The 23,032-nt window shown below is 51.2% G+C and carries 19 protein-coding genes and 1 rRNA gene; 10 read left to right on the forward strand and 10 right to left on the reverse strand.

Annotated features, from left to right (window positions below; all coding sequences use genetic code 11):
* Positions 1-3: 3 nt before the first annotated feature.
* From EL628_RS12535 to EL628_RS12560, 6 genes are all read right to left on the reverse strand, one after another.
* On the reverse strand, positions 4-480 hold the full coding sequence (locus tag EL628_RS12535) for a flavin reductase family protein (RefSeq protein ID WP_126580280.1): 477 nt from the start codon (positions 478-480) through the stop codon (positions 4-6).
* A gap of 9 nt (positions 481-489) precedes the next feature.
* Positions 490-1,353, reverse strand: coding sequence for an alpha/beta fold hydrolase (locus EL628_RS12540; protein WP_126580281.1), 864 nt, complete (start codon positions 1,351-1,353; stop codon positions 490-492).
* A 146-nt stretch (positions 1,354-1,499) separates the two neighbouring features.
* Positions 1,500-4,448 carry a glycoside hydrolase family 2 protein gene (locus tag EL628_RS12545; RefSeq protein WP_126580282.1) on the reverse strand — a complete coding sequence of 983 codons (2,949 nt, stop codon included), beginning with the start codon at positions 4,446-4,448 and terminating at the stop codon, positions 1,500-1,502.
* 90 nt (positions 4,449-4,538) lie between these two features.
* Positions 4,539-5,018, reverse strand: coding sequence for a YbaK/EbsC family protein (locus tag EL628_RS12550; RefSeq protein WP_126580283.1), 480 nt, complete (start codon positions 5,016-5,018; stop codon positions 4,539-4,541).
* A 69-nt stretch (positions 5,019-5,087) separates the two neighbouring features.
* A complete protein-coding gene (locus EL628_RS12555) occupies positions 5,088-6,479 on the reverse strand; it encodes a CUAEP/CCAEP-tail radical SAM (seleno)protein (RefSeq protein ID WP_126580284.1) in 1,392 nt (463 codons plus the stop codon).
* Positions 6,476-6,802 (reverse strand): oxidative damage protection protein, encoded by a 327-nt coding sequence (locus EL628_RS12560; protein ID WP_126580285.1) that lies wholly within the window; start codon positions 6,800-6,802, stop codon positions 6,476-6,478. Before EL628_RS12560 ends, EL628_RS12555 begins: the two co-directional genes overlap by 4 nt.
* A 200-nt stretch (positions 6,803-7,002) precedes the next feature.
* Between EL628_RS12560 and EL628_RS12565 the strand changes: the two genes are divergently transcribed.
* The gene (locus EL628_RS12565; protein ID WP_161975465.1) at positions 7,003-7,983 is read left to right on the forward strand and encodes a methionyl-tRNA formyltransferase; all 981 of its coding nucleotides are present in this window, start codon (positions 7,003-7,005) and stop codon (positions 7,981-7,983) included.
* Here the strand turns inward: EL628_RS12565 and EL628_RS12570 are convergent.
* Entirely contained in the window at positions 7,959-8,450 is a 492-nt protein-coding gene (locus EL628_RS12570; RefSeq protein ID WP_161975466.1) for a universal stress protein, read from the reverse strand. The genes EL628_RS12565 and EL628_RS12570 overlap by 25 nt on opposite strands.
* Before the next feature lie 295 nt (positions 8,451-8,745).
* On the opposite strand from EL628_RS12570, the gene smc reads away from it, so the two are divergent.
* Complete coding sequence (gene smc, locus EL628_RS12575; RefSeq protein ID WP_161975467.1) at positions 8,746-12,498, forward strand: chromosome segregation protein SMC; 3,753 nt, start codon at positions 8,746-8,748, stop codon at positions 12,496-12,498.
* A 31-nt stretch (positions 12,499-12,529) separates the two neighbouring features.
* On the opposite strand, the gene EL628_RS12580 is transcribed toward smc, so the two are convergent.
* Positions 12,530-13,897 carry an MFS transporter gene (locus EL628_RS12580; protein WP_126580289.1) on the reverse strand — a complete coding sequence of 456 codons (1,368 nt, stop codon included), beginning with the start codon at positions 13,895-13,897 and terminating at the stop codon, positions 12,530-12,532.
* 271 nt (positions 13,898-14,168) lie between these two features.
* Here EL628_RS12580 and rrf point away from each other — a divergent pair.
* The 4 genes from rrf (at position 14,169) to thyX (ending at position 16,827) form a co-directional block, all read left to right on the forward strand.
* Positions 14,169-14,285, forward strand: a 5S ribosomal RNA gene (gene rrf, locus EL628_RS12585).
* Positions 14,286-14,459: 174 nt separating this feature from the next.
* The gene (gene moaA, locus EL628_RS12590; protein WP_126580290.1) at positions 14,460-15,455 is read left to right on the forward strand and encodes a GTP 3',8-cyclase MoaA; all 996 of its coding nucleotides are present in this window, start codon (positions 14,460-14,462) and stop codon (positions 15,453-15,455) included.
* 175 nt (positions 15,456-15,630) lie between these two features.
* A complete protein-coding gene (locus EL628_RS12595) occupies positions 15,631-15,837 on the forward strand; it encodes a helix-turn-helix domain-containing protein (protein WP_126580291.1) in 207 nt (68 codons plus the stop codon).
* A 69-nt stretch (positions 15,838-15,906) separates the two neighbouring features.
* Positions 15,907-16,827 carry an FAD-dependent thymidylate synthase gene (gene thyX, locus EL628_RS12600; protein ID WP_126580292.1) on the forward strand — a complete coding sequence of 307 codons (921 nt, stop codon included), beginning with the start codon at positions 15,907-15,909 and terminating at the stop codon, positions 16,825-16,827.
* A 37-nt stretch (positions 16,828-16,864) separates the two neighbouring features.
* Here thyX and EL628_RS12605 read toward each other — a convergent pair whose 3' ends face one another.
* The gene (locus EL628_RS12605; protein ID WP_126580293.1) at positions 16,865-17,398 is read right to left on the reverse strand and encodes a GNAT family N-acetyltransferase; all 534 of its coding nucleotides are present in this window, start codon (positions 17,396-17,398) and stop codon (positions 16,865-16,867) included.
* A 262-nt stretch (positions 17,399-17,660) separates the two neighbouring features.
* On the opposite strand from EL628_RS12605, the gene EL628_RS12610 reads away from it, so the two are divergent.
* The 4 genes from EL628_RS12610 (at position 17,661) to EL628_RS12625 (ending at position 22,261) form a co-directional block, all read left to right on the forward strand.
* Positions 17,661-18,821, forward strand: a complete 1,161-nt coding sequence (locus EL628_RS12610; RefSeq protein ID WP_126580294.1) for an aminotransferase class V-fold PLP-dependent enzyme — start codon at positions 17,661-17,663, stop codon at positions 18,819-18,821.
* Between the two features lie 428 nt (positions 18,822-19,249).
* Positions 19,250-20,542 carry an ergothioneine biosynthesis protein EgtB gene (gene egtB / locus EL628_RS12615; RefSeq protein WP_218028906.1) on the forward strand — a complete coding sequence of 431 codons (1,293 nt, stop codon included), beginning with the start codon at positions 19,250-19,252 and terminating at the stop codon, positions 20,540-20,542.
* 28 nt (positions 20,543-20,570) lie between these two features.
* The gene (gene egtD / locus EL628_RS12620; RefSeq protein WP_245994077.1) at positions 20,571-21,521 is read left to right on the forward strand and encodes an L-histidine N(alpha)-methyltransferase; all 951 of its coding nucleotides are present in this window, start codon (positions 20,571-20,573) and stop codon (positions 21,519-21,521) included.
* Between the two features lie 194 nt (positions 21,522-21,715).
* A complete protein-coding gene (locus EL628_RS12625) occupies positions 21,716-22,261 on the forward strand; it encodes a phosphate-starvation-inducible PsiE family protein (RefSeq protein ID WP_126580296.1) in 546 nt (181 codons plus the stop codon).
* 44 nt (positions 22,262-22,305) lie between these two features.
* On the opposite strand, the gene EL628_RS12630 is transcribed toward EL628_RS12625, so the two are convergent.
* Entirely contained in the window at positions 22,306-22,977 is a 672-nt protein-coding gene (locus EL628_RS12630; protein WP_126580297.1) for a Type 1 glutamine amidotransferase-like domain-containing protein, read from the reverse strand.
* Positions 22,978-23,032 lie beyond the last annotated feature (55 nt).

Consider the following 23,032-nt stretch of genomic DNA (forward strand, 5'->3'; position numbering starts at 1 on the left):
GCATTAACCGGCGTGTTTAAAACCTGCTTCATTCATCGTCAGAGGTTGGCCCTCAGCCTGGACACCTGCATTGACAACTTCAACAATAACAAGAGTGGAGTCGCCAGTAGGGAGGCTCTCACGGACCTCACAGGCGACCCAGGAGAGCGCCTCTTGCAGGATTGGGTATGTTGCATCGATGATGTGATATGGGATGCCTAGAAGCTTCTCTGGATGTTTAAAGCCAGATTTCCCTAGCCTGCCTGCCAGTTCACGTTCACCTGTGCGCAGAATGTTCACGGTCAGGTGGCGGCTGTGGAGAATCATGGGAAGAGATTTGGCGTCGTTTTCGATGGAGATAGCCAGTAGAGGCGGCTCAAACGAAATCTGGGTGAGCCAGTTGGCTGTAAACGCATTTACCTCCCTTCCATCCTGACACATGACAATATAGAGCCCATAGGTCAACATCCGTAGAGCCTGCTTTTTGAGTGCTGTATCCATTTCTCTCCTCTAGCGCGCCAACCAGCTTTTGATGGTTCGGGTAACGAGATCGGCGGCATCGTGTTGTACAAAATGGCCTGCCCTGGGGATAGTAACTAAGGTGTAATCCTGTTCCATCCAGTTCCAGGTATTATTTAAGGCACCTGGCAAGAGGAATGTATCTTGTAAGCCGTGAATCTGTAAGACAGGAACGGTGATTTTTGGGAGCTGAGTCGTGATTTCCTGGTAGGGAGGGCGTGGATAATTAGCTTTATAATAATGGAGTTGCGCCTCCCTATCTGAACGCTGCATGGCTTCCAGATACTTCGCGTGCGCTTCAGGGTCTTGTACCCAGGCCGCTAGCGCTTCGGAGGTTACATGCAGGTGAGCACCTTCGCGCTGAAAATCGCGAGCATATTGGCTGTTTGCCTGCTGCTCTGGATTATGGGCCAGCTCAGCAGCCATTCCATAGGGATGCGGAAGATTCAGGATGATCAGTTTCTGCAGCATTGTTGGATAGTATAAAGCAAATTGCCAGGAGATTGCTCCACCCCAATCATGTCCGACCACAATCGCCTGTTCTTTTCCAAGAGCTTTGATGACGGCTCGAATATCTCCAATGAGATGAGGCATCGCATACTGTTCTTGACCTTGAGGTTTATCGCTGAGATTATAGCCCCGGAGATCTAAAGCGACTGTCTGATACTGGGGGGCAAGTGCCACCATCTGATGGCGCCAGGTATACCAGAAGTCAGGGAAGCCATGGACCATAATGATCAATGGTCCACTACCCAGGCTGGCGTAGTGGATCTTTACTTCGCCATTCGTCGCATATCCATGCGTAACATAGCTTTCAATCTCATCGGCAGCGATAGTTGATGGTAGTTGACTCATTCTCTATTCCTTTTCTTTGTGTTTTCTCGTATAATCTCGTCTTTGCACTGGCTCTTTCGTTTTTATAATGAAACATTCAAGCGCGATTGTCCAGTGTCTCAATGAGCTTGAGCAGGCGGTGAGTGATGAGAAGAACGTATGATTTTCTATAGAGTTTCCCTGCTGGATTGTAAACAGTGATGGATGAGGTTGAGTGTAAACTGGACGGCTGCTGGATCATAGCGTAGCCCATAGAGTCCTGGTGAGCCAGACCCATGAGCGATCCTTCCCTGGGTCATGAGCTGGGAGAGTAGTAAGCGGCCAGCATGGGCACCAGAGTCAATCTGCCAGAGGGGGGTGCGAGCAAGCTGTTTGCCACAGACTGCCAGTGGGGTAAGCACCATCGTCTGCTCGCTCTGCTGTTGAAGCTCTCGATAGCGCTGTGAAAGGGGATAGCTCTGAATCGGGGCGTAGGGATCGAGCGAGGCGGCCAGCGCTGGAGCATCAGCCACGAGGAATTGCACTCGTTCGCGGAGATGCTGGTGCACCTGTGGATCATCACCATGAGCAAAGGCATAGAAGCCAGCTAACTCATATGCAACATAGTGTGCTTCCAGTTGCATCGCTGAACCGTCGGCGCCGCGTGTCTGCCAGAGGGACAGAAAACTGTCAGCATTCAGATTCTGTACTTCCATAGTGACTGCTGGCACAATCAGTCCACCTCGTAAGCCATTCCAGAGCCAGGTTGCCTGTTGATCCAGATGAGACCAGAGATGAGCCGTCTCATGGGTAGGATGGAGACAGCTCTCAGGCTCAGCGACCTCCTGGAAACAGAGCCGCAAGCCGCAGAAGAGCTCATACTCCCATTTCTCCGGGCGGTTGACGCGAGGGCTTCCCTGCAAAAAATCCCCTTTTGAGCCTGGCGTATAGCCATATCCCAACTTTTGTGGACCCACATCAAGCAGTAAAATAGATTTCTTCAGGAGAAGTGCCTGCTCAAATATGGCAGGATCGAGCGCGCCGTGACTCAACGCCTCCCAGGTAGATGAAGAGCCCAGTAGAAGCGAAGCGGTAGGATCGGTTAGCGCACAGGTCTTCAACTGTTGCTCGAGGCAGAAGGTCTGTAGCTCTGGCTCAGCAGGGGAGAGCCCGATTGTGATGGTCTGGAGCGATGCAGGAACCTGGGGGCGTAGAGTGCGAAAACGCCATGATGAGACAACAGGATGCGTGATTGCTGGCTGTACTGGCGATTGCAGCTCAGCACAAAAACGCCAGCAACCTTCGGTGTCAGGAACCTGGAGCGTGATGGTACATTGATCCTGAGCATAGGGAGCGAGCTGGCAAGTCAGCAATGAAGAAGAGGAAGGCTGATCTGCCACGTCCTCGCAGGTAATCTGTATGTTTGCTTCAAGGTACTGAGGGTGAGGCGTTTCGTTAAAGAAGGTAACTGGTAGCGAGACCTGTTGCCCTGGGAGATAGTTGCGATCCCAGACCTCCAGGCTGCAACTGAGCGGAGCATAGGCGGCGGTGAGTGCCTCCCAGACAGGTTTGGGCTTTGCTGCTTGCAAGGGTCCCAGAAAATGATGGCAGCCATCTTCAGGGCTACCCAGAATGCAGAAAGGAGAGAAGCCAGCAGCCCCTAATCTGCGCCAATATTCCGCAATCTGAGAGTTCGCTTCAGTCTGGAGCTGTAAACGCAGGCTGGCTGTATGATTATGACCCAGAAAGCGTAGAAAGCTTTCGGTCAGTGCCGGGTAGCCACCTGGTTCCCCCTGTCCATCCAGATAATTGCCACCAAACTCATCGACCATAATGGGAAGTGGGAACTGATCCGCAGCGTCGTAGTAGAGCCCCACATTTTCAAAGAGGCTCCACCAGTATTTATGGAGATGCAAAACATCGCGATGAGAGATCACGAGCGGTGGGTAGTCGGGTGTTAATCGTTCGAGCGCCTGAAGTGCCGTCTGGAGCTGCACTCCTTCGGTCTCATTCCAGGGATGGATCAGGCAGATAGACGGATGGCGAAAGCAGAGATCAAGCCACTGGCGCCACTGTGTACAGAGACTCTCTAGCGATGCCTCCATGCCATGGAAAAAGTGCCATTCAGTCTGCACCAGCAGCCCATGCTGATCACAGAGGTCAAGCAAGGCTTCTGGTGGTACTCCAAGGTGGAAGCGAAGCGTATTGGCTCCATGCTGCTTTAAACGGAGAATGATATTCTGCTCAAACCAGGCGGTATCAAAGGCGAGCTGATGAGCTTCTGGATCACGAAGCCAGCGCTGCCAGACGACTGTTCCGGCTCGCAAGTGGACTGGTTGTTCATTTAAGAGAAAGCGAAGTCCATCGGTACGAAACGTTTTGAGTCCAAGCGTCATCTCGGCGACATCGAGTATGCGTTCGGCGCTACGGAGAGTTGCTTGTAAGCGATAGCAGACCGGGTGTTCTGGACTCCAGAGAGAACAGGCGTGCTGAAGATTGAGCATTGTCTGTCCTGTCTCTGCTTCGATGGGCAGGAGCTTCTCCTGGATCGTGATGAGCTGCCGATCGGTCGTATCCAGGATCGTGAACGTGAGGATAGTGGGCATTGGTTCAGATTGGGAGAGCCACCAGGAGATCTTGAGTTGATCGGCTGAGAGATCATAGGATGGAATGATCCGTGTGATATGAGAAGAGCTATGAAGATGGAGCGAAACATGATCCCACAGGCCTGACGAGAGATTGGTGCGCCAGCGATCGGCGCGTGGAATCAGGGACGCATCATCTGGATCGACATTCTGAAGTGATTGTAGTGCAATCTCCAACTGAATGGTCGCACCAGGAGAGATGGCGGCACTTTGCAAAGGATGGTTGGTGACAGTCATCCCTCCAGAACAGGATGAGACAAGGTGCCCATTGACATACACAGCGGGGCAGAAGCGAGCTCCTGTTAATCGAAGCGTTGCATGTGTCCAGTCACCATCGGGGAGCGTAAGAGTGCGGCGATACCAGAGCGTCCCCTGAGTGATCTGACAGGGATCAGCGGCCAGTCCTGGTACCACCACCTGCTGCTCATATTGACGATTGAGTCCGATCTCCCAATCTCCATCTAATGAAAGATTCCACTGCCCTGACATCATACGTTTATGCTCCAACTATGTCTGTTATTTTACTCAGATATATGTAGTATAGAACTGAGGAAAAAGGGCAGTGAATGAGCTATAATTGGTTTACTTGATAGAGACAACCTCGCCAGAGGTCATAGTCTGTAGCTCTACTGGCGTCAGAGGAAAGACGGCAAACGGAGTCCCAGCAGCGGCCCAGAGCTGCTCATACTGGAGAAGATCCTCATCGATAAACGTCTCGAGCTTCTCAGCATGGGCGAGAGGAGGGACGCCACCCACAGCATAGCCAGTATGTTGTCGCACAAAATCCGCATTCGCCTTCTCAATGGGCTCTCTGGCCAGTTCTCCCAGACGCTTCTCATTGACGCGATTGACTCCACTGGCAACTACAAGGATGGCCTTCTGCGTCTGGCTCCCTTTGAAGATGAGTGATTTCACAATCTGAGCAACTTCGCATCCAATCGTTTGAGCCGCCTCTTTAGCGGTGCGTGTTGAGTCTGGTAGTTCCTGAACCTGACCTGCAAAGCCCTGCTCCAGCAGGGCATGCTGAACTTTTTGTGCACTGGCACTCAGTTTTTCTAACATATTGTTCTCCAAAAAAGTGAAAAAATAGCGAAAAAGTTATGGGGCCAACTGGCCCGTAGTGGGCTCTGCTCAGCAGAACCAGGATTCCGTGAGATGGGGTAAGACTTTGGCCGCCCCATACTGGCGGAGGGCTCGGAATGTGGAGAGACGTTGTCCCTGAGCGGCCAGCGCCAGTGCCTTGACCTCAAAGAATGAGAGTAAGGAATCCGCTTTCTGGCTTTCTGCCAGCTCAACCACGCGAGCGACCTTCTGTTGTAGTTCATCCATCCGTGGATCAGGATGCTGCCAGCGGTAGGTATAATTGACGGCATCCAGTTCTCCCAGCCATTCTTCATGGTGAGAAGCGGCCAGCAGAGCAGAGCCAGGTGGAATGAGCAGACGGATCGAGAGATGCACAGGATCAAGATGTTCGATCAAGTGCCGTTCCTCAAAGAAGGTGAGCAGCTCGATATAGCTGTCAAGCGTCTCCCAGGGAGAAAAAGGAAGCAGTGAGGGGCGGAGAGCGATTCCGGCCTGTTCCGCCAGTTCAAAGGCCTTACTGACCTCGCTGGCCGTATGCCCCTTATCCAGACGAGAGAGGACGGTGGGATTGAGCGACTCAACAGCAGAGACAATAAAAACGCAGCCGAGTGTTTTCATCTCTGGCAGCAGGCTCTGGTGTTTGAGGAGATGTTCAATCTTAATCGTCGCATCAAAAGTCAGATCAGGGAACTCAGCATGCATATGGCGTAGAATGCGAAGCGCATGGGTAGGACCATTCCAGAAATCGGGATCGCCAAAGGTGATATGACGCGCTCCTCGAGCGACCTGAGTTCGGATATCAGTCAGCACAACCTCAGCCGGAATAGCAAAGAAGCGCCCTCCGTAAATCGGTGTCACAGGACAGTGCAAACAGGTATGTTTGCAGCCGCGTGTGCTCTCCGTATAGCCAACCAGTCGCATCTCATTGCCAATCTGAAGGCGTGCATAGCGTTCAAGATCGGGCAATTGTTGACGTTTGGGAGCCAGGAAGGGAGTGCGCTCGATCCAGGGTCCGCTGGAGGCAGTACGCGTATACACACCTGGGACGGGTGAACTGTCATCCTGCTCAATGGCAGTAATTAAGCTGAGCAAAGGAGTCTCATATTCACCCCCAATTGCCGAATTGATGGTCTCATCCAGCAAGTGTTCCGCATTGAGGAGCGCATAGAGGCCATACAGGCAGATATGAGCCGTAGGATTTATCTGCCGAATACGTTGAGCAATCTGTTCGCCCAATCGTAAAGCCGTATGCATAGGGACAGAGATGGCGACAAAGCGAGCCTGCCGAATAGCCTCATCCGAGAGCGTATCAACAGAGGTATCCACACAGACAGGAACATAGTCGGCCTGCTGAAGTGTGGCCGACAATGAAGCGAGATGAAATGGTTGATGTCCCAGCTCATAGCATGAGATCAGGAGAATGGCACCAGGCGTTCTCATTTTCTGCGCGGTGCTCCCCCGCCTCCGCCTTTGCGTGGGGGCGCGCCGGCTCCAGCAGCCTCAGCCGTCCAGCCAGGAGGCATCGCGGCATCCTTCCCAAAGAAGAACTCTTCCATCTGTTCACGTAGAATCTTTCTGGCTTCGGGATCGCCCATATTTAAGCCATAGTGATTGATAATCAGCGTCTGCTGGGCAGGCCACATACCGAAGGCTTGCTGCGAGATCTGTTCATAGATCCGTTGGCCCAGCTTTCCTGGGAAGGGAGGTTTCTCCAGGCCTGGGAGCTCTCGTTGTAATTTGACACAGTAAACGGTTCTTGCCATAATCGATATTCTCCCTTAAAAACAATGGTGGGTGAATGTGAGAAGAACTTCAGCCTTCATAGTATCCTCTTTCCCCTGTCCTGTAAAGGGAGCGTGCGGTGATTTCAGGTTTTTTCGCTGTTCATGAATTCTGAACAGAGGAATAAATCAATTCTCATAGCATGTTAGCAGTAAAAAAGAGTAATAAGGATTATCTATCTGTGAACCATAATGTGAGTGCAATCAAACCGGGGAATCGCCCACCGCGCGTCCTCTTTTTTGGAATGCAAAGCGCCTTTTCTTCACCTTCATTGTACGCATTACTAAAGAGCGGCATCGAAGTCTGTGCTGTTATTCTGCCAGCAACCCCTTTTCCAGGTGCCCGGCATGCGGCGATCAAGAAACGAGAGCTGCCTCACCGTTCTCATATGATGACCATGGCAGGGAGCTTATCCATCGATGATCTGATCCTGCGTCACCAGCTTCCAGCCTGGGATGTTTATGATCTTGCTGATGCAGTGACAGTGCAGGTTCTGGCGGAGTATCAGGCCGACCTCATCTGTGTAGCCTGCTTTTCACAGCGAATACCCCGTGAGATTATCGATCTTCCTCCGCTGGGCTGTCTGAACGTCCATCCATCGATTTTACCAGCCAATCGTGGTCCCGTCCCACTTTTCTGGATCTTGCGCCAGGGTCAGGAGCAAGGTGGCGTTACAGTTCACTTTGTGAGCGAGAAAATGGATGCAGGCGATATTGTGGCGCAGGACCAGTTTCCTCTTCCAGAAGGGATTCGTTTTGATCCTCTCGAACAGTTATGTGCTGAGCGAGGGGCCGCTTTGCTCGTGCAAAGTGTCTGGAAACTGATGCAGGGAACAGCTACCCGTATGCCGCAAGATGAAAGTCGCAGCAGTCTCCAATCTTTTCCGCAAGAAACAGACTTTGTCGTGCATGCGACCGAATGGGATGCTCCGCATGTCTATCGTTTTATTCGTGGTGTAAGCAACTGGCATCGACCATTACACGTCTATGTTCAGAAGAAGAGGCTCTACGTCTACGATGCCATTGCTTATAGTTTTGAAGAGCAGATTGGGCCTGACCACCCAGACGAACAGGGCCGGATCACGATTCCTTGCCGGACTGGCCGGGTGACTGTACTTACCTCACCTCCTGCAAGCTATCAGGGCGTTGGAACTGGCAGTTGAACGGGCTGACGGAATGAACGCAGAAGTAGAACAGAACAGGGGGCATGTTCCACGACAAAGCGTGCCACATGTCCCAATGCTCGTGGGCCAATTAAGATGGGAGTCTGAGCCGAGCGAGCGCACAGAAGAATCAGATCGGCCTTCCAGGCAGCAGCTTCTAAGACGATCTCATGCTCAGGGAGCCCACTTCGCTGGAGAACCTGAGCCATAGGGAGAGTCCTCTGGCCCTCAGCCAGAATGTCGTGCATCTGCTGAACCTTCAATTGCTGGCTCTCTTTCTGACGGATGGCTCCAGTTGTTGGAGGTTCCTCGAGAGAGAGTCCGCGCTGTCGTTCTAGCTCTCTGGTTGGAGATTCGTCAAGAACATAAAGTAAACCGAGAGTCAATTTTTTCATTGGTTGTAGCGTTGTGATAGCCTGTGAAATTTCCTGGCTATTGTGACCGTCCAGGCAACAAAGTACACGCATAATTTCCTCCGGATAAGCAACTTGTATCTGGTATAAACACGCACGAGCCATCCTATCCAGGCACAGTTTTCACAAGAGCAAAATGAGACTGGAACAGGCCAGTCTCAATCGCGATTGTGGATGCTCTGAGCGATAAGGTGCCTCAAATTTCAGGAAAATAAGCTGTAATAGGTGTATTATGCAGATTTTAGAAGCCGCGACAGTTGCTTGGGAAGATTCTCTCATTTAGAACTATAAACTCGACGAGAAAGGGCATCTGTGCTATTATCGAGGACACTCACACGAACAAATTGCAGTGGAAAGAGGATCAGTCGAGCCAGTGTATCTCAAACGCTTAGAAATGCTTGGGTTTAAAAGTTTCGCCGCCCGCACCTTCTTAGAGTTTAGTCCCGGCATCACCGCAGTGGTGGGACCAAATGGTGCCGGGAAATCCAACGTGGCTGATTCGATGCGTTGGGTCCTGGGCGAACAGAGCATGCGGCAGTTACGGGGCAAGAAAAGTGATGATATCATTTTTGCTGGCGGCCAGGGGCGTGCCTCATTGGGAATGGCCGAGGTCTCATTAACGCTCGATAATAGCACTGGCTGGGTTCCATCCGAATATAGCGAGATTACCGTTACTCGTCGTAGCTATCGTTCGGGTGAAAACGAATACCTCATCAATAAGCAGAAGGTGCGCCTCAAAGACGTCTTGCTGCTTCTTGCGCAAGCTCGTATTGGACATGACTCATATACAGTCGTTGGTCAGGGTCTCATTGATGCGGCCCTGAGCCTGCGGGCAGAAGAGCGGCGAGGATTATTCGAGGATGCTGCAGGCATTCGCCCCTTTCAGGTCCAGAAAACTGATGCCGAAATGCGCCTCAAACAGACAGAGACAAACATCGAACGGCTGCGGGATATCGTCAGTGAGATAGAGCCTCGTCTGGCACCGCTTGCTGAGCAGGCCGAGCGTGCGCATGAATTTAATCAACTCAATCAAGAGCTGCAAGAGGTCCTTCTGGCCTGGTATACACTGCAATGGCGGCGTCTCTTATTTGTAAAAGAGCGTACCAGCCACGCTGAGCGCGAACAAGAACAGAAAGTCCGGCAGCTAGAGACTTCTCAGCAGGCCCTGGATAGCCAGTTTCACCAATTACGCCTCACTCGTCAGCAGACCCAGGCACAGATTGCCGAGGCTCGTAAAGCATGCGCCGAAGCCAACGAGGTCGTACAGAAGATTGAACGGGATCTGGCAGTCAGTGAAGAGCGCATTGTTGGCCTGGAGCGACAGCGCGGAGATTTTCAACTCGAAGAGCGGCGGCTACGCGAGCGTTCAATTGTGCTTCAGAAGCAGACCATCGATCTAGAAGAGCAATGCGATCTTGCAGACGAGGCGGTAGATACTGGTTCTGCCAGCCTTGCCTCTTTAGAGTCCCTGGTTGCGAAAGTTCAGAAAGAGTATGAGCTAGATGAGCGTCGCTTGCGTGGAGCTCAGAACGATCTCGTTCAGGTGCAGGCGCGGCTAGGATCGAGCCAGACAGAATTAGGGCGTTTGCAGAAACAGGTCGGCGAGCGCAATCGCACGCTTTCAGCACGACGCGAGACGATCGCCCAGGCGCAGCAATCTCAGCGCACCCGAGAAAGTCGTCTGATCGAAGAGCGTTCGCGCCTTGAAACAGCCCGCAATGAAGAGCAGCAGGTCTCCCAGCGCAAACAAGCGCTTACACGAACAATTGCGGATGCCCAGCAGGAACTGGATCGTCTAAAAGGATTACTGGCAGAAGCGGAGCGAAGACGGCGTACATTATCTGATCGTCTGACTATGCTGAAGAATTGGCGTCAGAGCTTAAGTGGCTATAGCGACGGTGTTCGAGCACTCTTACGAGCCCCCGCTGGCAAGTTGACAGGTCTGGTTGGCCCGGTACCCCAGCTAGGAGTAGTGCCCGAAGGCTTAGAGTTGGCGTTAGAAGCTGCCCTGGGGCCCTATATGCAGGCGGTCGTTGTGAAAACAATTCCCGATGCTCAGCACTGCCTGGAGTTCCTGAATGCTACAAAAGCTGGCAAAGCTATGGTTGCCTGGTTGGAGCGTGGAGATGATGATGACGGTATCCAGGAAGTCATCCAGATTCAGGGGCAGGTCGAAGACGATGTTTTGAAGCGCTTTTTAGAGGGCTCTCCAGAATTGCAGGAGAATGTGACCGGCTTTGCCTGGCGGATGGTTCGTTGTGAGACGGCGCTGATCCCATTTTTTCGCCGTCTGCTGCGTGGGGTCGTCATTGTGCAGGATCTAAACGCAGCCCATGAGCTGCTGGCCTGGTCGTTGCATCTCAGCATCTCATCCGAGACGGATCTCCCCTTTACCTCAGTAGTAACAAAAGCTGGCGAAGTTCTGCATGTTGACGGGTGGCTGGTGGGCGGAAGTGGCAAAGATGGGGCGGCTACCCAGGGTCTTCTGGTTCATGAGCGGGAGCTACGAGAGCTTCCACAGCAGCTAGATGAGCATAAAGCATTGATTGATCAGATGAATAACCTGATCAGCGAAGTGCAGCGTGGACAAGAGGGCCGCAGAATTGAACAGACAGCCTTAGAGAAAGAGCTACAGAAGCTCAGCATGCGCATCAATGAGATCAACAAAAATGTCCAGACTGCCCAGAGAGAATTTGAGCGTGTGCAGACCGAGATTCAACTGGCAGCCTCCGTCGAACAACAATTAGCAGCCGAGGTAGCAGGTCTTGAGCAAGAGGTAGCGGCAGCTCAAGAACGTGTCCAGATCCATGAGAAAACACAGCGTGAAATGGCAGGCCTTGTCGAGAATCTTCAGTATGAGCTAGAAGAGCGAGCAATTGTCTATCGTCGTCAACAGGACGAATTGGGCAAGGCCAGGACCGCATTGGCTGTGAAGCGGCAAGAGGCAAAGTCCCTTCTCCAGCAGCTCACCCAGCAACGTGCGCAAGCGCAAGAGATCAAAGGGCAACTGGACCAGCAGATTGCTCGTAGCAAAGAGGCCGACCAGCGTCGGCAGCACCTGCAAGAAACAATTGCCCAACAGAAGAGCTCCTTAACCCGGGCGCATGAGAAGGCTCATACCCTTTTAGTCCAGCTTCAAGAGATCGAAGGGCAACTGAGCACGCTGGATCAGCAGACGACGGGCATGGAACAACAACGGAGCCGATTGCGTCAGGCTCTGGCTGAGCAAGAGAGCCTCTATCGAAAAGCCCTGCTGGAGAGCCAGAAAGCGGCAGATGCAGTCGAAACCTTGCAGGTTCAACTTCAGGAAGAGATAGGGCCGCAAGAGAGGGGGCAGTTCCAGATTGATGTTGCGGACGGAACCCCGGTCCAGGAGAACGAAGGGGATCTTTCTGATGAAGAAGAGGCGCAGCTCAAACGCAACCGAAGACGCATAGATAGCCTGCGAAGCCGTTTAAAAGCCATGGGTGGATGTGATATCAATGCTCCTCAACTCTACGAAGAGACCAGGACGCGGTACGATTTTCTCTCGACTCAGATTGCCGATATGGATCAGGCATCCCTTCATCTTCGTTCCATTATCAGTCAACTTGACGCTACCATGGCTCGCCAATTTGAGGCAACTTTCCAGGCGGTCAATGCTCGTTTTCGAGAACACTTTACGACCTTATTTAATGGAGGGGCAGCGCACCTGGAGCTTATAGCCAGAGCCACTGAAGAAGAGGGGGCAGTACAATCCAGCATGCCCACTGGCATTGAAGTCATCGTGCAACCGCCGGGAAAGAAAGTTCAGGACCTTTCATTATTATCCGGTGGAGAGCGTGCCCTGGTCTCTGCCGCCCTCCTGTTCTCCTTGTTAGAGATCAACCCGCCCCCATTCTGTCTCCTGGATGAAGTAGACGCTGCCCTGGACGAATCCAATGTGGCGCGTTTCTGTGATATTTTAAAGCGACTGGCCCAGAGAACGCAATTTATCGTTATCACCCATAATCGCGTCACAATGACAGCGGCGCAGGTAATCTATGGTGTCTCCATGCGAGAGAGCGTCTCGCGTCTGTTATCGCTGCGTATTGAAGAGGTTGCAGTGCAAGGTGAGCATTGATCAAAGAACACGAGCGAAATGTGTAAGGAGATCATATTGTTGGGATATTTCCCTTCCGTTCTAGATTACCACTCTGGCTCTGCAAAATAAGGAATGATGCCCGGCGAGCATAGATCCATCCACATATGACAACGAGAAGGCAGATGAGAGCACCGATGAGCAGGGCAGTAGGAGCCCCAGTGGTTGCGGAGAGCCAGCCCATGAGAAGGTAGCCCAGAGGGAGGCTGCCGTCGAAGAGCAGTACCTGAACGCTGGTGACGCGTCCGTTGAGGTGTCGAGGCGTAATTATTTGCAGCGTGGCTATAGACTGCATAGCGAAGAGCTCTTCAGTAAAACCAATGCTGGTCATAAGCAGCAGCGATACATAATAGTGATGCGAGAATGAGAAAGCGACCTCCAACAACGCAAAGATGAGCATAATGAGCAGGACACCGCGCAGCGTTGACCTTTGATTGCTCCAGGCAAGCCAGATAGCGGCGAGGAGAGCGCCGATGCCAGTGGCAGCCGAGAGAAAGCCCAGGCCGCTGGAACCTGCATGCAGCAGATTGGTGGCGATAGAAGGTAGAATCACACCAAAGTTTGAGCCAAAGAGCAGGACCAGCCCGACAACCAGCGTGAGCATCAGGATCTCCGGCGTGTGCCAGACGTAGGACAATCCCTGATGCAGACTATGCCAGGTGTTTTGTTGCCGATTCATACTTTTGTCCTGCGAAGCCGGACTATGAAGTTCATGGCTCTGTATGAAGCTCAGGCTGATAATGATCGGCAGGAAACTCAGGGCGTTCAGCAAAAAAAGCACCGTGAAATCAGTAGAGGCAATAATCAGTCCTCCCAGAGCAGGGCCAGCGATACGTGCCAGGCTGGCGAAGGATGAGCTCAAAGCGTAGGCGTTGGGCAGATCCTCACTGCCAACCAGCTCAACGATAAAGGATCGGCTGACCGGCTTGCCCAGACTATTGGTGAGCCCTGATAATAGGACCAACAGATAGAGCTGCCAGAGCTGGAGAGAGCCAGTCACAACAAGGAGCCAGAGCAGCAAAGACTGACACATGGCGGCGTATTGAGTAAAAAGCAGGATGCGCCGTTTAGGCCAGCGGTCAGCAACGACCCCTCCAAAGATCGAAAAGAAGAGAATCGGCAGGGCCTGGAGTGCTCCTACCAGGCCGATCTGCCAGGAGCTATGAGTTCGTTCCCACACCAGCCAGGTCTGCCCGATGCTTTGCATCATCGTACCCAATAGAGAGATACTCTGGCCGGACCAGAACAGCCTGAAATTACGTTGCTGTAACGAGGTAAAGGCCCGTTGCCAGCCTGTTCTTTTCACCATTGCTTCCTGCTCAGAGACAGCCTTCTCCTGACGCGTAGATTGTTTTCGTGTACATAACAAATACGGTTTCATAGTGGTAGTTCCCTTCTGCTCTATCCCTGTTAAATTGCATAGCAAGTATACAAGAGGCACAAATGGAACACACCGCCCAAAAGCACGATGTCCTGCACTTGACAAAAATGATACAATTAAAATGAGAAATATTATCTTTACCTGCGTAAGCTGCAAATGAATTTCCACTATTTATGGAAAAGCTTGCGATGGTGACAGAGACTTGACAATGGGATTGGAATAGTATATAATTGATTGTGTTAAGAAAAAAGCCGCCTGTATGTGCAGGTGAGCTGGTGACTGTAGCGAAGAGGGTCCACCCGTTCCCATCCCGAACACGGTAGTTAAGCTCTTCAGCCCTGATGATACTCTGCGGGCAACTGCATGGGAAAATAAGACGTCGCCATCTCACCCGCCCATCATAGGCGGTGTTTTTTTGTCTTTTTTTACAGCGCCCTGACGCAGTGGACGTGTTGTAAAGGGATAGGAGAGCTTCCCATCTCTGTGGTATAGTAAATGTACGATCTTTTGTCGAGCTCCTATTTACCCCATCTCGTTGTAGTGTAAAAGAGAGAAGGCCTTCATGGAACCACTAATCGATAGTTATGGTAGGCGTATCAAAAATATGCGTATCTCCATCACCGATAAATGTAATTTTCGCTGCACCTATTGTATGCCTGCCGAAGGTTTACCCTGGTTAAAGAAGGCAGAGATCCTTTCCTATGAAGAGATTGAGCGTGTCGTGCGTGTAGCCGTGGACATGGGGATTGAGCAGGTACGTTTGACAGGTGGTGAGCCACTGGTAAGGCGTGACGTGCCTGAGCTCGTGCATCAACTGCGTCAGATTGAAGGTCTTCAGAGTCTGAGTCTGACCACGAATGGCGTCTTGCTAAAGCAGCAAGCCAGAGCATTGGCGCAGGCCGGTCTCACACGTATTAATGTCAGTCTTGACTCACTGCTGCGCGAAAAGTTTACCCAGCTCACGCGACGCGATCAGTTAGAGAGCGTGCTGATTGGCCTGGCAGAGTTGGAACAGTATCCAGAGATCCATCCAATCAAGATTAACGCCGTCGCCATGCGTGGTTTCACAGAAGAAGAAGTGCTTGATTTTGCCAGGCTTGCTCGCCGAAAGGCCTATGTCATTCGGTGGATAGAATTTATGCCCCTGGACGCCGATCAAGCGTGGCGCAAAGAAGATATCCTCACTGGACAGGAGATTAAAGAGCTTATCGAAGCGGAGTACGGACCTCTTGTGCCTATTACCACTGGCGACCCCTCAGAAACGGCCAGGCGCTATACCTTTGCAGATGGCATCGGAGAAGTAGGGTTTATTAATCCGGTCAGCGAACCCTTTTGTGCCTCGTGCGACCGTATTCGTTTGACGGCTGATGGGCAACTTCGTACGTGCCTTTTTGCCACAGAAGAGACCGACCTGCGTTCGGTTCTGCGCTCTTCAAGCGATAATGAACTTCTGGCCCAGGCCATTCGTGAGGCCGTGTCGCATAAAGAGTTAAAGCATTATATTGGAGATAAAAGATTTAAAAGAGCGAGCCGTAGTATGTCTAGAATTGGCGGATAAACTTTTAAACCGAGTACATAGGCATTCTTAGTTACCAAGCCATTAGATTTTCGTCATTATAGACAAGTAGTAGGCTTACCTGTGCTTTTAATTGATAAAAAGGAGGCATAGGTGTTAGTGTCTCTTGTGAGAAAATGGTCGTACAGGTTGTAGGGACGACCAGAAAGAGGATCCAGTGGAAAACTCAGACGCGGATTTACTCACGGTTAATGAAGTGGCCCAACGTCTTCGTGTGGATGACACCACCGTTCGTCGTTGGATTAAGAGTGGCGTTCTTGATGCTATACCACTTCCCCATAGTGGCGTGCGCCAGGCCTATCGTGTTCGTCGCACCACTTTGGACGCTTTGCTAGCCGACCCGGCCCCCACTGTACACGAGTAGCCAAATAGCCTCCGACCTGCTAGACTATGGGCCAGTGTATTCTCCCACTAGCAGTTAGGAGGTATTTTTTTGTCTACTATCGATATTCCGGCGCTCTTCCAGCAGTTAAATGGAAGTGAAGATACTGGTCTGGCCTCAATTCACACTCCCGTTCAGCATACGCCAGAGGGAACGCCTTATCTTGAGGCACCTGGAGTCGTCGTTCTTGCTCGCCCTCAGACGAATATGGCTGGTCTGGCAGGCTTTCTCGACGGCTTTGATCCGGCACTACAATTCCCTGATTATCTCAATGATCCAACCCCACTTCCTGATGGCGCACAGTTGTGTAAGATCGCGGGTCAGGTCTGTTATATGAGCTTTGGTCCAAAACGTTCATGGAACGAAAAGGCAGAGAAGTATTTCAATAACCTCAAATCTTCCGGCCATGGCTCAGTCTTTGAGCATGCCAATTTCAGCCTCCTCTTCTATGGGATCTCGCGCAGCGTTACCCATGAATTGATTCGTCATCGTGCGGGCTTTGCGTATTCTCAGTTGAGCCAGCGCTACGTCTCAGGTCGCTCTCTTCGTTTTGTCGAACGGCCCGAATATCGCGTGGATGAGCAGTTGCATCAGTTTTTCTTGCAGCGCATCGATCGCGCGGCACACGAATATGCAGCCTTAACTGATCGTTTACTGGAGATGCAGCATGAAGGGGTGGAGATTTTGAGCGCTGACGCGCGGACTGATCTGCGCAAAAAGGTGCAGCAGACTGCTCGTTCGGTTCTTCCCAATGAGACAGAGACGACTGTGGTCGTGACTGGCAATACACGTGCCTGGCGTCACTTTATTGAGATGCGTGCCAATGCACATGCCGAGACAGAGATTCGCGAACTGGCAGTGCGTGCGTTTCTCTGTCTTCGTTTGACTGATCCCGTTCTTTTCGATGATTATGAGCTTGAATCGTTGTCTGATGGAACATATGCCGTCAAGACAGATTTTCACAAGATTTAAGCCTGCTAGCTGGCTGGAGCTCTCTCAACAATGTCCGTCACAATGTACGTCGATAGAGCTGCCAGCCAGCTTCATGTTTATCGCGAATTGGCTGGAGTTCGCATTTAGCAGCCAGTTGTGGTGAGCGTGGATCCTTTACGGGAAGAAGTGCCTCAAAATAGACGGGAACTCCTTGCAAGGATGCCTCCCATTCAAATTCAGAGGCAAGTAGATTGGCTCGATTGGTTGCACAGATAAGCAAGGCTCGACCAGCATGGCGGCCCCGGTGGATGGGGCTGACAGCCCCATGACAACGAAGATGATAGCCATCGGAAGTCTGTAGAGTCTCTACGAGAGTATAGCCAATAATCTCTCCCTCTATCCCTTCTAATGTCTCCCCCTGGCCCCAGGTATTGAGCTCGTCATCGTCATCGGTGATCACAAAGGCATTGTTCTCTGCGTCAAGTTGGTGTAGCCAGGCCTCGAATGCCTCTGCATGAAAATGTAGTTGCTGTCCATCCTCCTGCGTCGCCGCTTGATAGATTGGCCATAGCGCTGGAAGATCGCTTGCGCGAAACGTACGTATACGCATAGATTATGTTCCATTTCAGTTAGCAAAAATTTCCTATTTCCTCATTATATCTTCTGCACAGACTCCACTTCTGCCCCGCTTTGCGCCCTGTCTGGCGAAACACTGCTTGTTAGTAGATACACAAGAGCTGATATATACTAGAGATGTAATTTTAGTTGTTCCAGGTGACCCAATAGTTGTGTATTTTTACATTTTTAGAGGTCCCAGGCCATCCCTTAGTGAGAGAGGCCGTAGGGCGCACCGTAACGAAGGAGTACTACTCTTGACCACTATCTCGCATGTGCAGCGTATCCGTCAAACCCTTCCCGCAGTTGAATCCCGTATTTATTTAAATGCAGGAACCTTTGGTCCTATTCCTAAGCAGGTTGTGCAGGCAATGCAAGCACGTATACAGGAGGAACTGGCAGAAGGCAGATTGGGTATGCAGTCTTATGAGCAAAGAAGTCTGATTAGTCAGCAGGTTCGAGAGCGCGTGGCTCATCTGCTCCATGCAGATGCCGATGAAATTGCTTTGACAGCAAATACCAGTGAGGGAATGAACATTGCAACCTATGGTCTTGATTGGCAGGCGGGAGATGAGGTCATCACGACGAATCATGAACACCTTGGCGCGTTAGGTCCTCTCTACCAACTACGTGAACGCCGAGGTATTGTCATTCGGATGGCCGATCTCGGAGAGCGTGCTGACAGGCCATTAGTGGCCGCGATTGAGAAGGTTCTGACGCCACGTACGCGTTTAATCGTCCTTTCACATGTAACCTGGACAACCGGGACAGTGCTAGACGTACGGGCGGCCTCTCGGCTTGGGAAGGCCAGAGGTATTCCTGTGCTGATTGATGGAGCTCAATCTGCTGGCAATATTGCCATCAATGTGAAAGAGCTCGAGGCAGATCTCTATGCGATTCCCATGCAAAAATGGTTATGTGGACCTGATGGTACGGGGGCATTGTATATTCGTAGAGATCTCTTAGACCGCATTGCACCGACGTATGCTGGTTATCCCTCAAAAAATCATCTTTCGGAGAGAGAGTGGGAGCTCAAGGCAGATGCTCAGCGTTTTGAGGTTGGAGGACGGCATATGTCTGCTCTGGCAGGTCAGTTAGCGGCTTTACAATGGCTTGAGGATGAGATTGGGTATGACTGGTTGTTTGAGAGAATTGCCGATCTGAATGACTATGCGTATGCCGTCTTAAAGGACATCCCCGGTCTGACAGTCTTAACGCCGCAGCCTGGCTCGAATGGGCTGCTTTCATTCAAGTTGGCGAATGTGGATGATGCGGAGGCAGTGAGTATCTTGCAGAAGCAGCATGGAATCTATTTAAGAAATTTGGCAAATATCCATGCATTGCGTATCTCCACAGGATTCTATAATACCCAGGAAGATATTGATCATCTTGCTAAAGCCGTAGTGAAACTTTTCTAAGAAAGAGAGCAGAGGAGGAGGTGTTGTCGAACCTCCTCCATTTTGGGAGAGATAGCGTGCTGTAGGAGAAAAAAATGCTAAAAAAAAAATCGTAAAAAAAGAATGAGTCAAGCAGGAGGTGCTGTGCATCTGAGTGCTTGAGTGTATCTGGGGAGTGAGCGTGGATAGATTGGTAAAGGGAGTATTGTAAGCGCGTTCAGCCATGTACATGTAAACCATCGCGAGTGTACAATGGACCCCACAGGATAAAGCATCCATCATGCTAGCAGATAGTACGAGAGCGAAACCAACAGGACGCTGTTATTCGTATTGCCAGTAAGAAGGAATTGTAGGTAGTCACAAATCAGAGCGGTGAGTTATCAATTCGTGTGTAGAGAGATTCCAATCATGCCAGCATTCAATGTGGACTGGCATCAAGGAGAGCTACCGTGGTAAAAGATATTCAAGAGCAAGTGAGTGTACAGAGCGAACAAGCGTCTTTGATTGAAGCATACAAAAAGGTTCGTCACTTTTCAGAAGCGATCTGTGAGCCATTAGTGACGGAGGATTATGTTATTCAATCTATGCCAGATGTAAGCCCGACCAAATGGCATCTCGCTCATACGACCTGGTTTTTTGAGACCTTTCTGCTGGCCCCGAATATGCCTGATTATACCTCACCTCATCCGCAATATGCTTACCTGTTTAATTCCTACTACAATTCAATTGGGCAGCGCCATTGTCGGCCCAAGCGGGGCTTAATCTCCCGTCCAACGGTTGAAGAGACCTATGCTTATCGCAAATATGTAGACCACCATGTCATCATTATGCTTGAGGAGGCAAGTGAGCAGAAGTTAGCAGCTCTCAAGCCCGTTGTTACATTGGGCCTTCAGCATGAGCAACAGCATCAAGAATTGATGGTTACCGATATCAAGCATGTGCTCTCCTGTAATCCGCTTCATCCGGCCTATATTGCCGAGCGACCAGCAGATCCCGGTCAACTGCCACCACTTGAATGGCTGCGTTATGCAGAAGGGATCTATTGGATTGGTTTTGATGGAGAAGGGTTCTCCTATGATAACGAGAGTCCTCGGCATCGTGAATTTTTGCATCCATTTGAGCTTGCTTCGCGCCTGATCACCAATGGTGAGTACCAACGCTTTATTGAGGATGGCGGGTATCAGAATCCGCTGTTGTGGCTTTCTGATGGTTGGCGTACGGTGCAGGAGCAAGAATGGGAGGCCCCCCTGTATTGGGAGAAGCAGGATGGCCGCTGGTTGATGATGACCTTAAGCGGCCTGCGTGAGGTCAAGCCAGACGAGCCAGTCTGTCATGTAAGTTATTACGAAGCGGAGGCCTATGCACGTTGGGCTCAGGCCCGTTTAGCAACTGAGGCCGAATGGGAAGTTGCGAGCCGTGGGGTACCAATGCGTGGGAACTTTGTGGACTATGGGCTCTATCATCCAGCGCCGCTTATTACAGCCCCTCCACAGGGTCAACCAGCTCAGATGTATGGTGATGTCTGGGAGTGGACCCAGAGCGCCTATCTGCCCTATCCAGGCTATCATCCAGCGCCGGGAGCCATCGGTGAATATAATGGCAAGTTTATGTGCAACCAGTTTGTGTTGCGAGGTGGATCGTGTGCCACGTCAGAAGCGCATATTCGCCCCACCTATCGTAACTTCTTCCCGCCAGATGCGCGCTGGCAATTTACGGGTATTCGTTTAGCCCGGGAGGTGTAATATCCAACCACATCGTATGGATAATTTCTTGCAGCTCTATGAGTGTGAGCCTGCACAAAACACCTTTCGCAAGGACGTCATGCAGGGACTTGGGCAACAACCCAAGTCCCTCCCCAGTAAGTACTTTTATGATGAGACCGGATCAGCCCTGTTTGAACAGATCTGTTCGCTTGATGACTATTATGTCACCCGAACAGAACTACAGATCATGCAGGACAACATCGGTGAGATGACGGCTCTGCTGGGGCCTCGCTGTTTGCTGATTGAATATGGCAGTGGGAGCAGTACCAAAACCAGGATGCTGCTGGATCATCTGCCTCAGCCAGCGGGGTATGTTCCCATTGACATCTCTCGTGAGCAGCTCTACGCTTCTGTTCTGACCCTTCATGAGCGCTATCCGCAGCTTGAGTTGTTTCCCGTCTGTACGGACTACACAAATGATTTCGAGCTGCCTGAACCCCGAGGAGAGGTTGCGCGGAAGGTTGTCTACTATCCAGGCTCAACCATTGGCAATTTTGACCCTGGCGAAGCGCAAGCATTTCTGCATCGCATTGCTGGGATCTGTCGCGGTGATGGTGGGCTTCTGATTGGAGTTGATCTCAAAAAAGATTTTGCTCTTCTTCATCGCGCCTACAACGATCGGGATGGAGTGACCGCACAGTTTAATCTCCACCTGTTGGAGCGCATCAATCAAGAGCTGGGGGCAGATTTTCAGCGAGAGCACTTTAATCACTATGCCTTCTATAATCCAGAGGCGGGCCGGATTGAGATGCATCTGGTGAGTTTGCAGGAGCAAGCGGTGCGGATCGAGCAGATGCCCATTCATTTCAAGCGGGCGGAGAGCATCTGGACAGAAAACTCTTACAAATATTCACTGGACGAGTTTGCCCGGTTAGCAGCCGGGGCAGGTTTTACCGTCAGACGAATCTGGCTGGATAAAGAAGCGCTGTTCAGTGTGCAGTACCTTTCCGTGGATTAGGGAGAAGATTGGTACTGTACACTAAAAGGCCTGCTGTCCATCTACTTGAGGGCCACATTTCTTCTCCCCGAAGCAATTGGACAGCAGGTCTCTCCTTTTTGCTCCATAAGAGTTGGTTTCAAGAGTTGGCTTCTTAATCAGGATGAAACAGGTAACTGGCGACACAATCTAACCATGAAAAAGGGGTATGTGTGATGGCAGATTCTCATGACGAAGCGAACAAAAAGAAAGAGCCCATTCTCTCTACCCCTACCAACTCCGTAAGTGAGCCAGTTAGCCGCAGCACAAATTTCTCCATTCATCTGCTGGGCATGGGTGATACCATTGTCTATGGAATTGTCGGCATCTGCTTTTTCATCGGAGCTCTCCTTGCACTTGTCTATAGTTTCTGGGCATTCTATCTGTTACTGGGCAAAGCACACTTTGAGCCTGATAAATTAGGGCAGGCAATCGTTCAATTTGTATCTGATCTGCTGCTTGTTCTTATTATTATGGAGGTGTTGGGGACAGTTATCCACTATTTGAGGCAACGAGCAACATCCTTACGACCATTTCTTTTTATTGGCATCATTTCTGCCACACGCGGCATCCTCTCGATCGGTGCACGCCTTTCAGTTGAGAGTTCAACCATTACGTTGGAAGATTTTAAACATGCCATGATTGAGCTTGGAGTCAATGCCGGAGTGATACTTGCGTTAGGGATCACAATCAGGTTGCTTGGTAATCTGGTTGATGAATGAGCTTATGCTAGAGAGAAATGCTGAGAAGCAAAAGGAGGCCCTACTCATTGAGCCACAACGCGTTTCCAATGGCCTTCAGAGATAACTTTGATAACGCCATCAACTACCTGTATGGCGGTCTGATCGTCAATCAAATATGCTGGTACAGGCATGTTAGCGGCCCATTTTTCAGCATCGGCTAAGGAATTGTCTGGCATCGAAGGGTTATCCAGGTGCGGAAACATCGCAAAATCGACCAGTCCCAGCGTTCTATCGCCACCGGTGGGTGGCTTCCAGCGGACAAAGTCCTCTCCGATGCTGGGGGCCATCACCATGCTCCCGGCGCTCAGCCCCACATAGACCGTCTCACGCAGAAGCTCAGGCAAGAGGTCGGCCAGGCCAGATTGCTGCATCCAGTAGGAGAGATAGAGGGGATCGCCGCCTTCCACCAGCAGGGCGTCTGTCTTCTGGACCCGAGGGAGCCATTGCTCTTTATCGAGACTGGGCAACGCGGTGAGCTCCAGCACGCCCAGGGACTTCCACTCCAGCTTGCACATAGAGTTGTTGATCTCTCCGCGGATCAGTCGGGTAATCATGGCTGGACCATTGCTGTTGGCGTGCAGCGCGGTGGGAATGTACAGAGCGCTGGACTCGGCGATTGGTTTGCCCAATAGATCAACCAGGGAGGTACAAATACTGTCGTTGCTGATGCCAGCCGAAGTGAGCAGAAATTTCACAAAGCCTCTCCTTGCCTATTTTATGGGAGCCGAAAGGCTCCTTCGGTCCTTTCCA

It is taken from the genome of Tengunoibacter tsumagoiensis (genome assembly GCF_003967535.1).
Classification (GTDB): domain Bacteria; phylum Chloroflexota; class Ktedonobacteria; order Ktedonobacterales; family Ktedonobacteraceae; genus Tengunoibacter; species Tengunoibacter tsumagoiensis.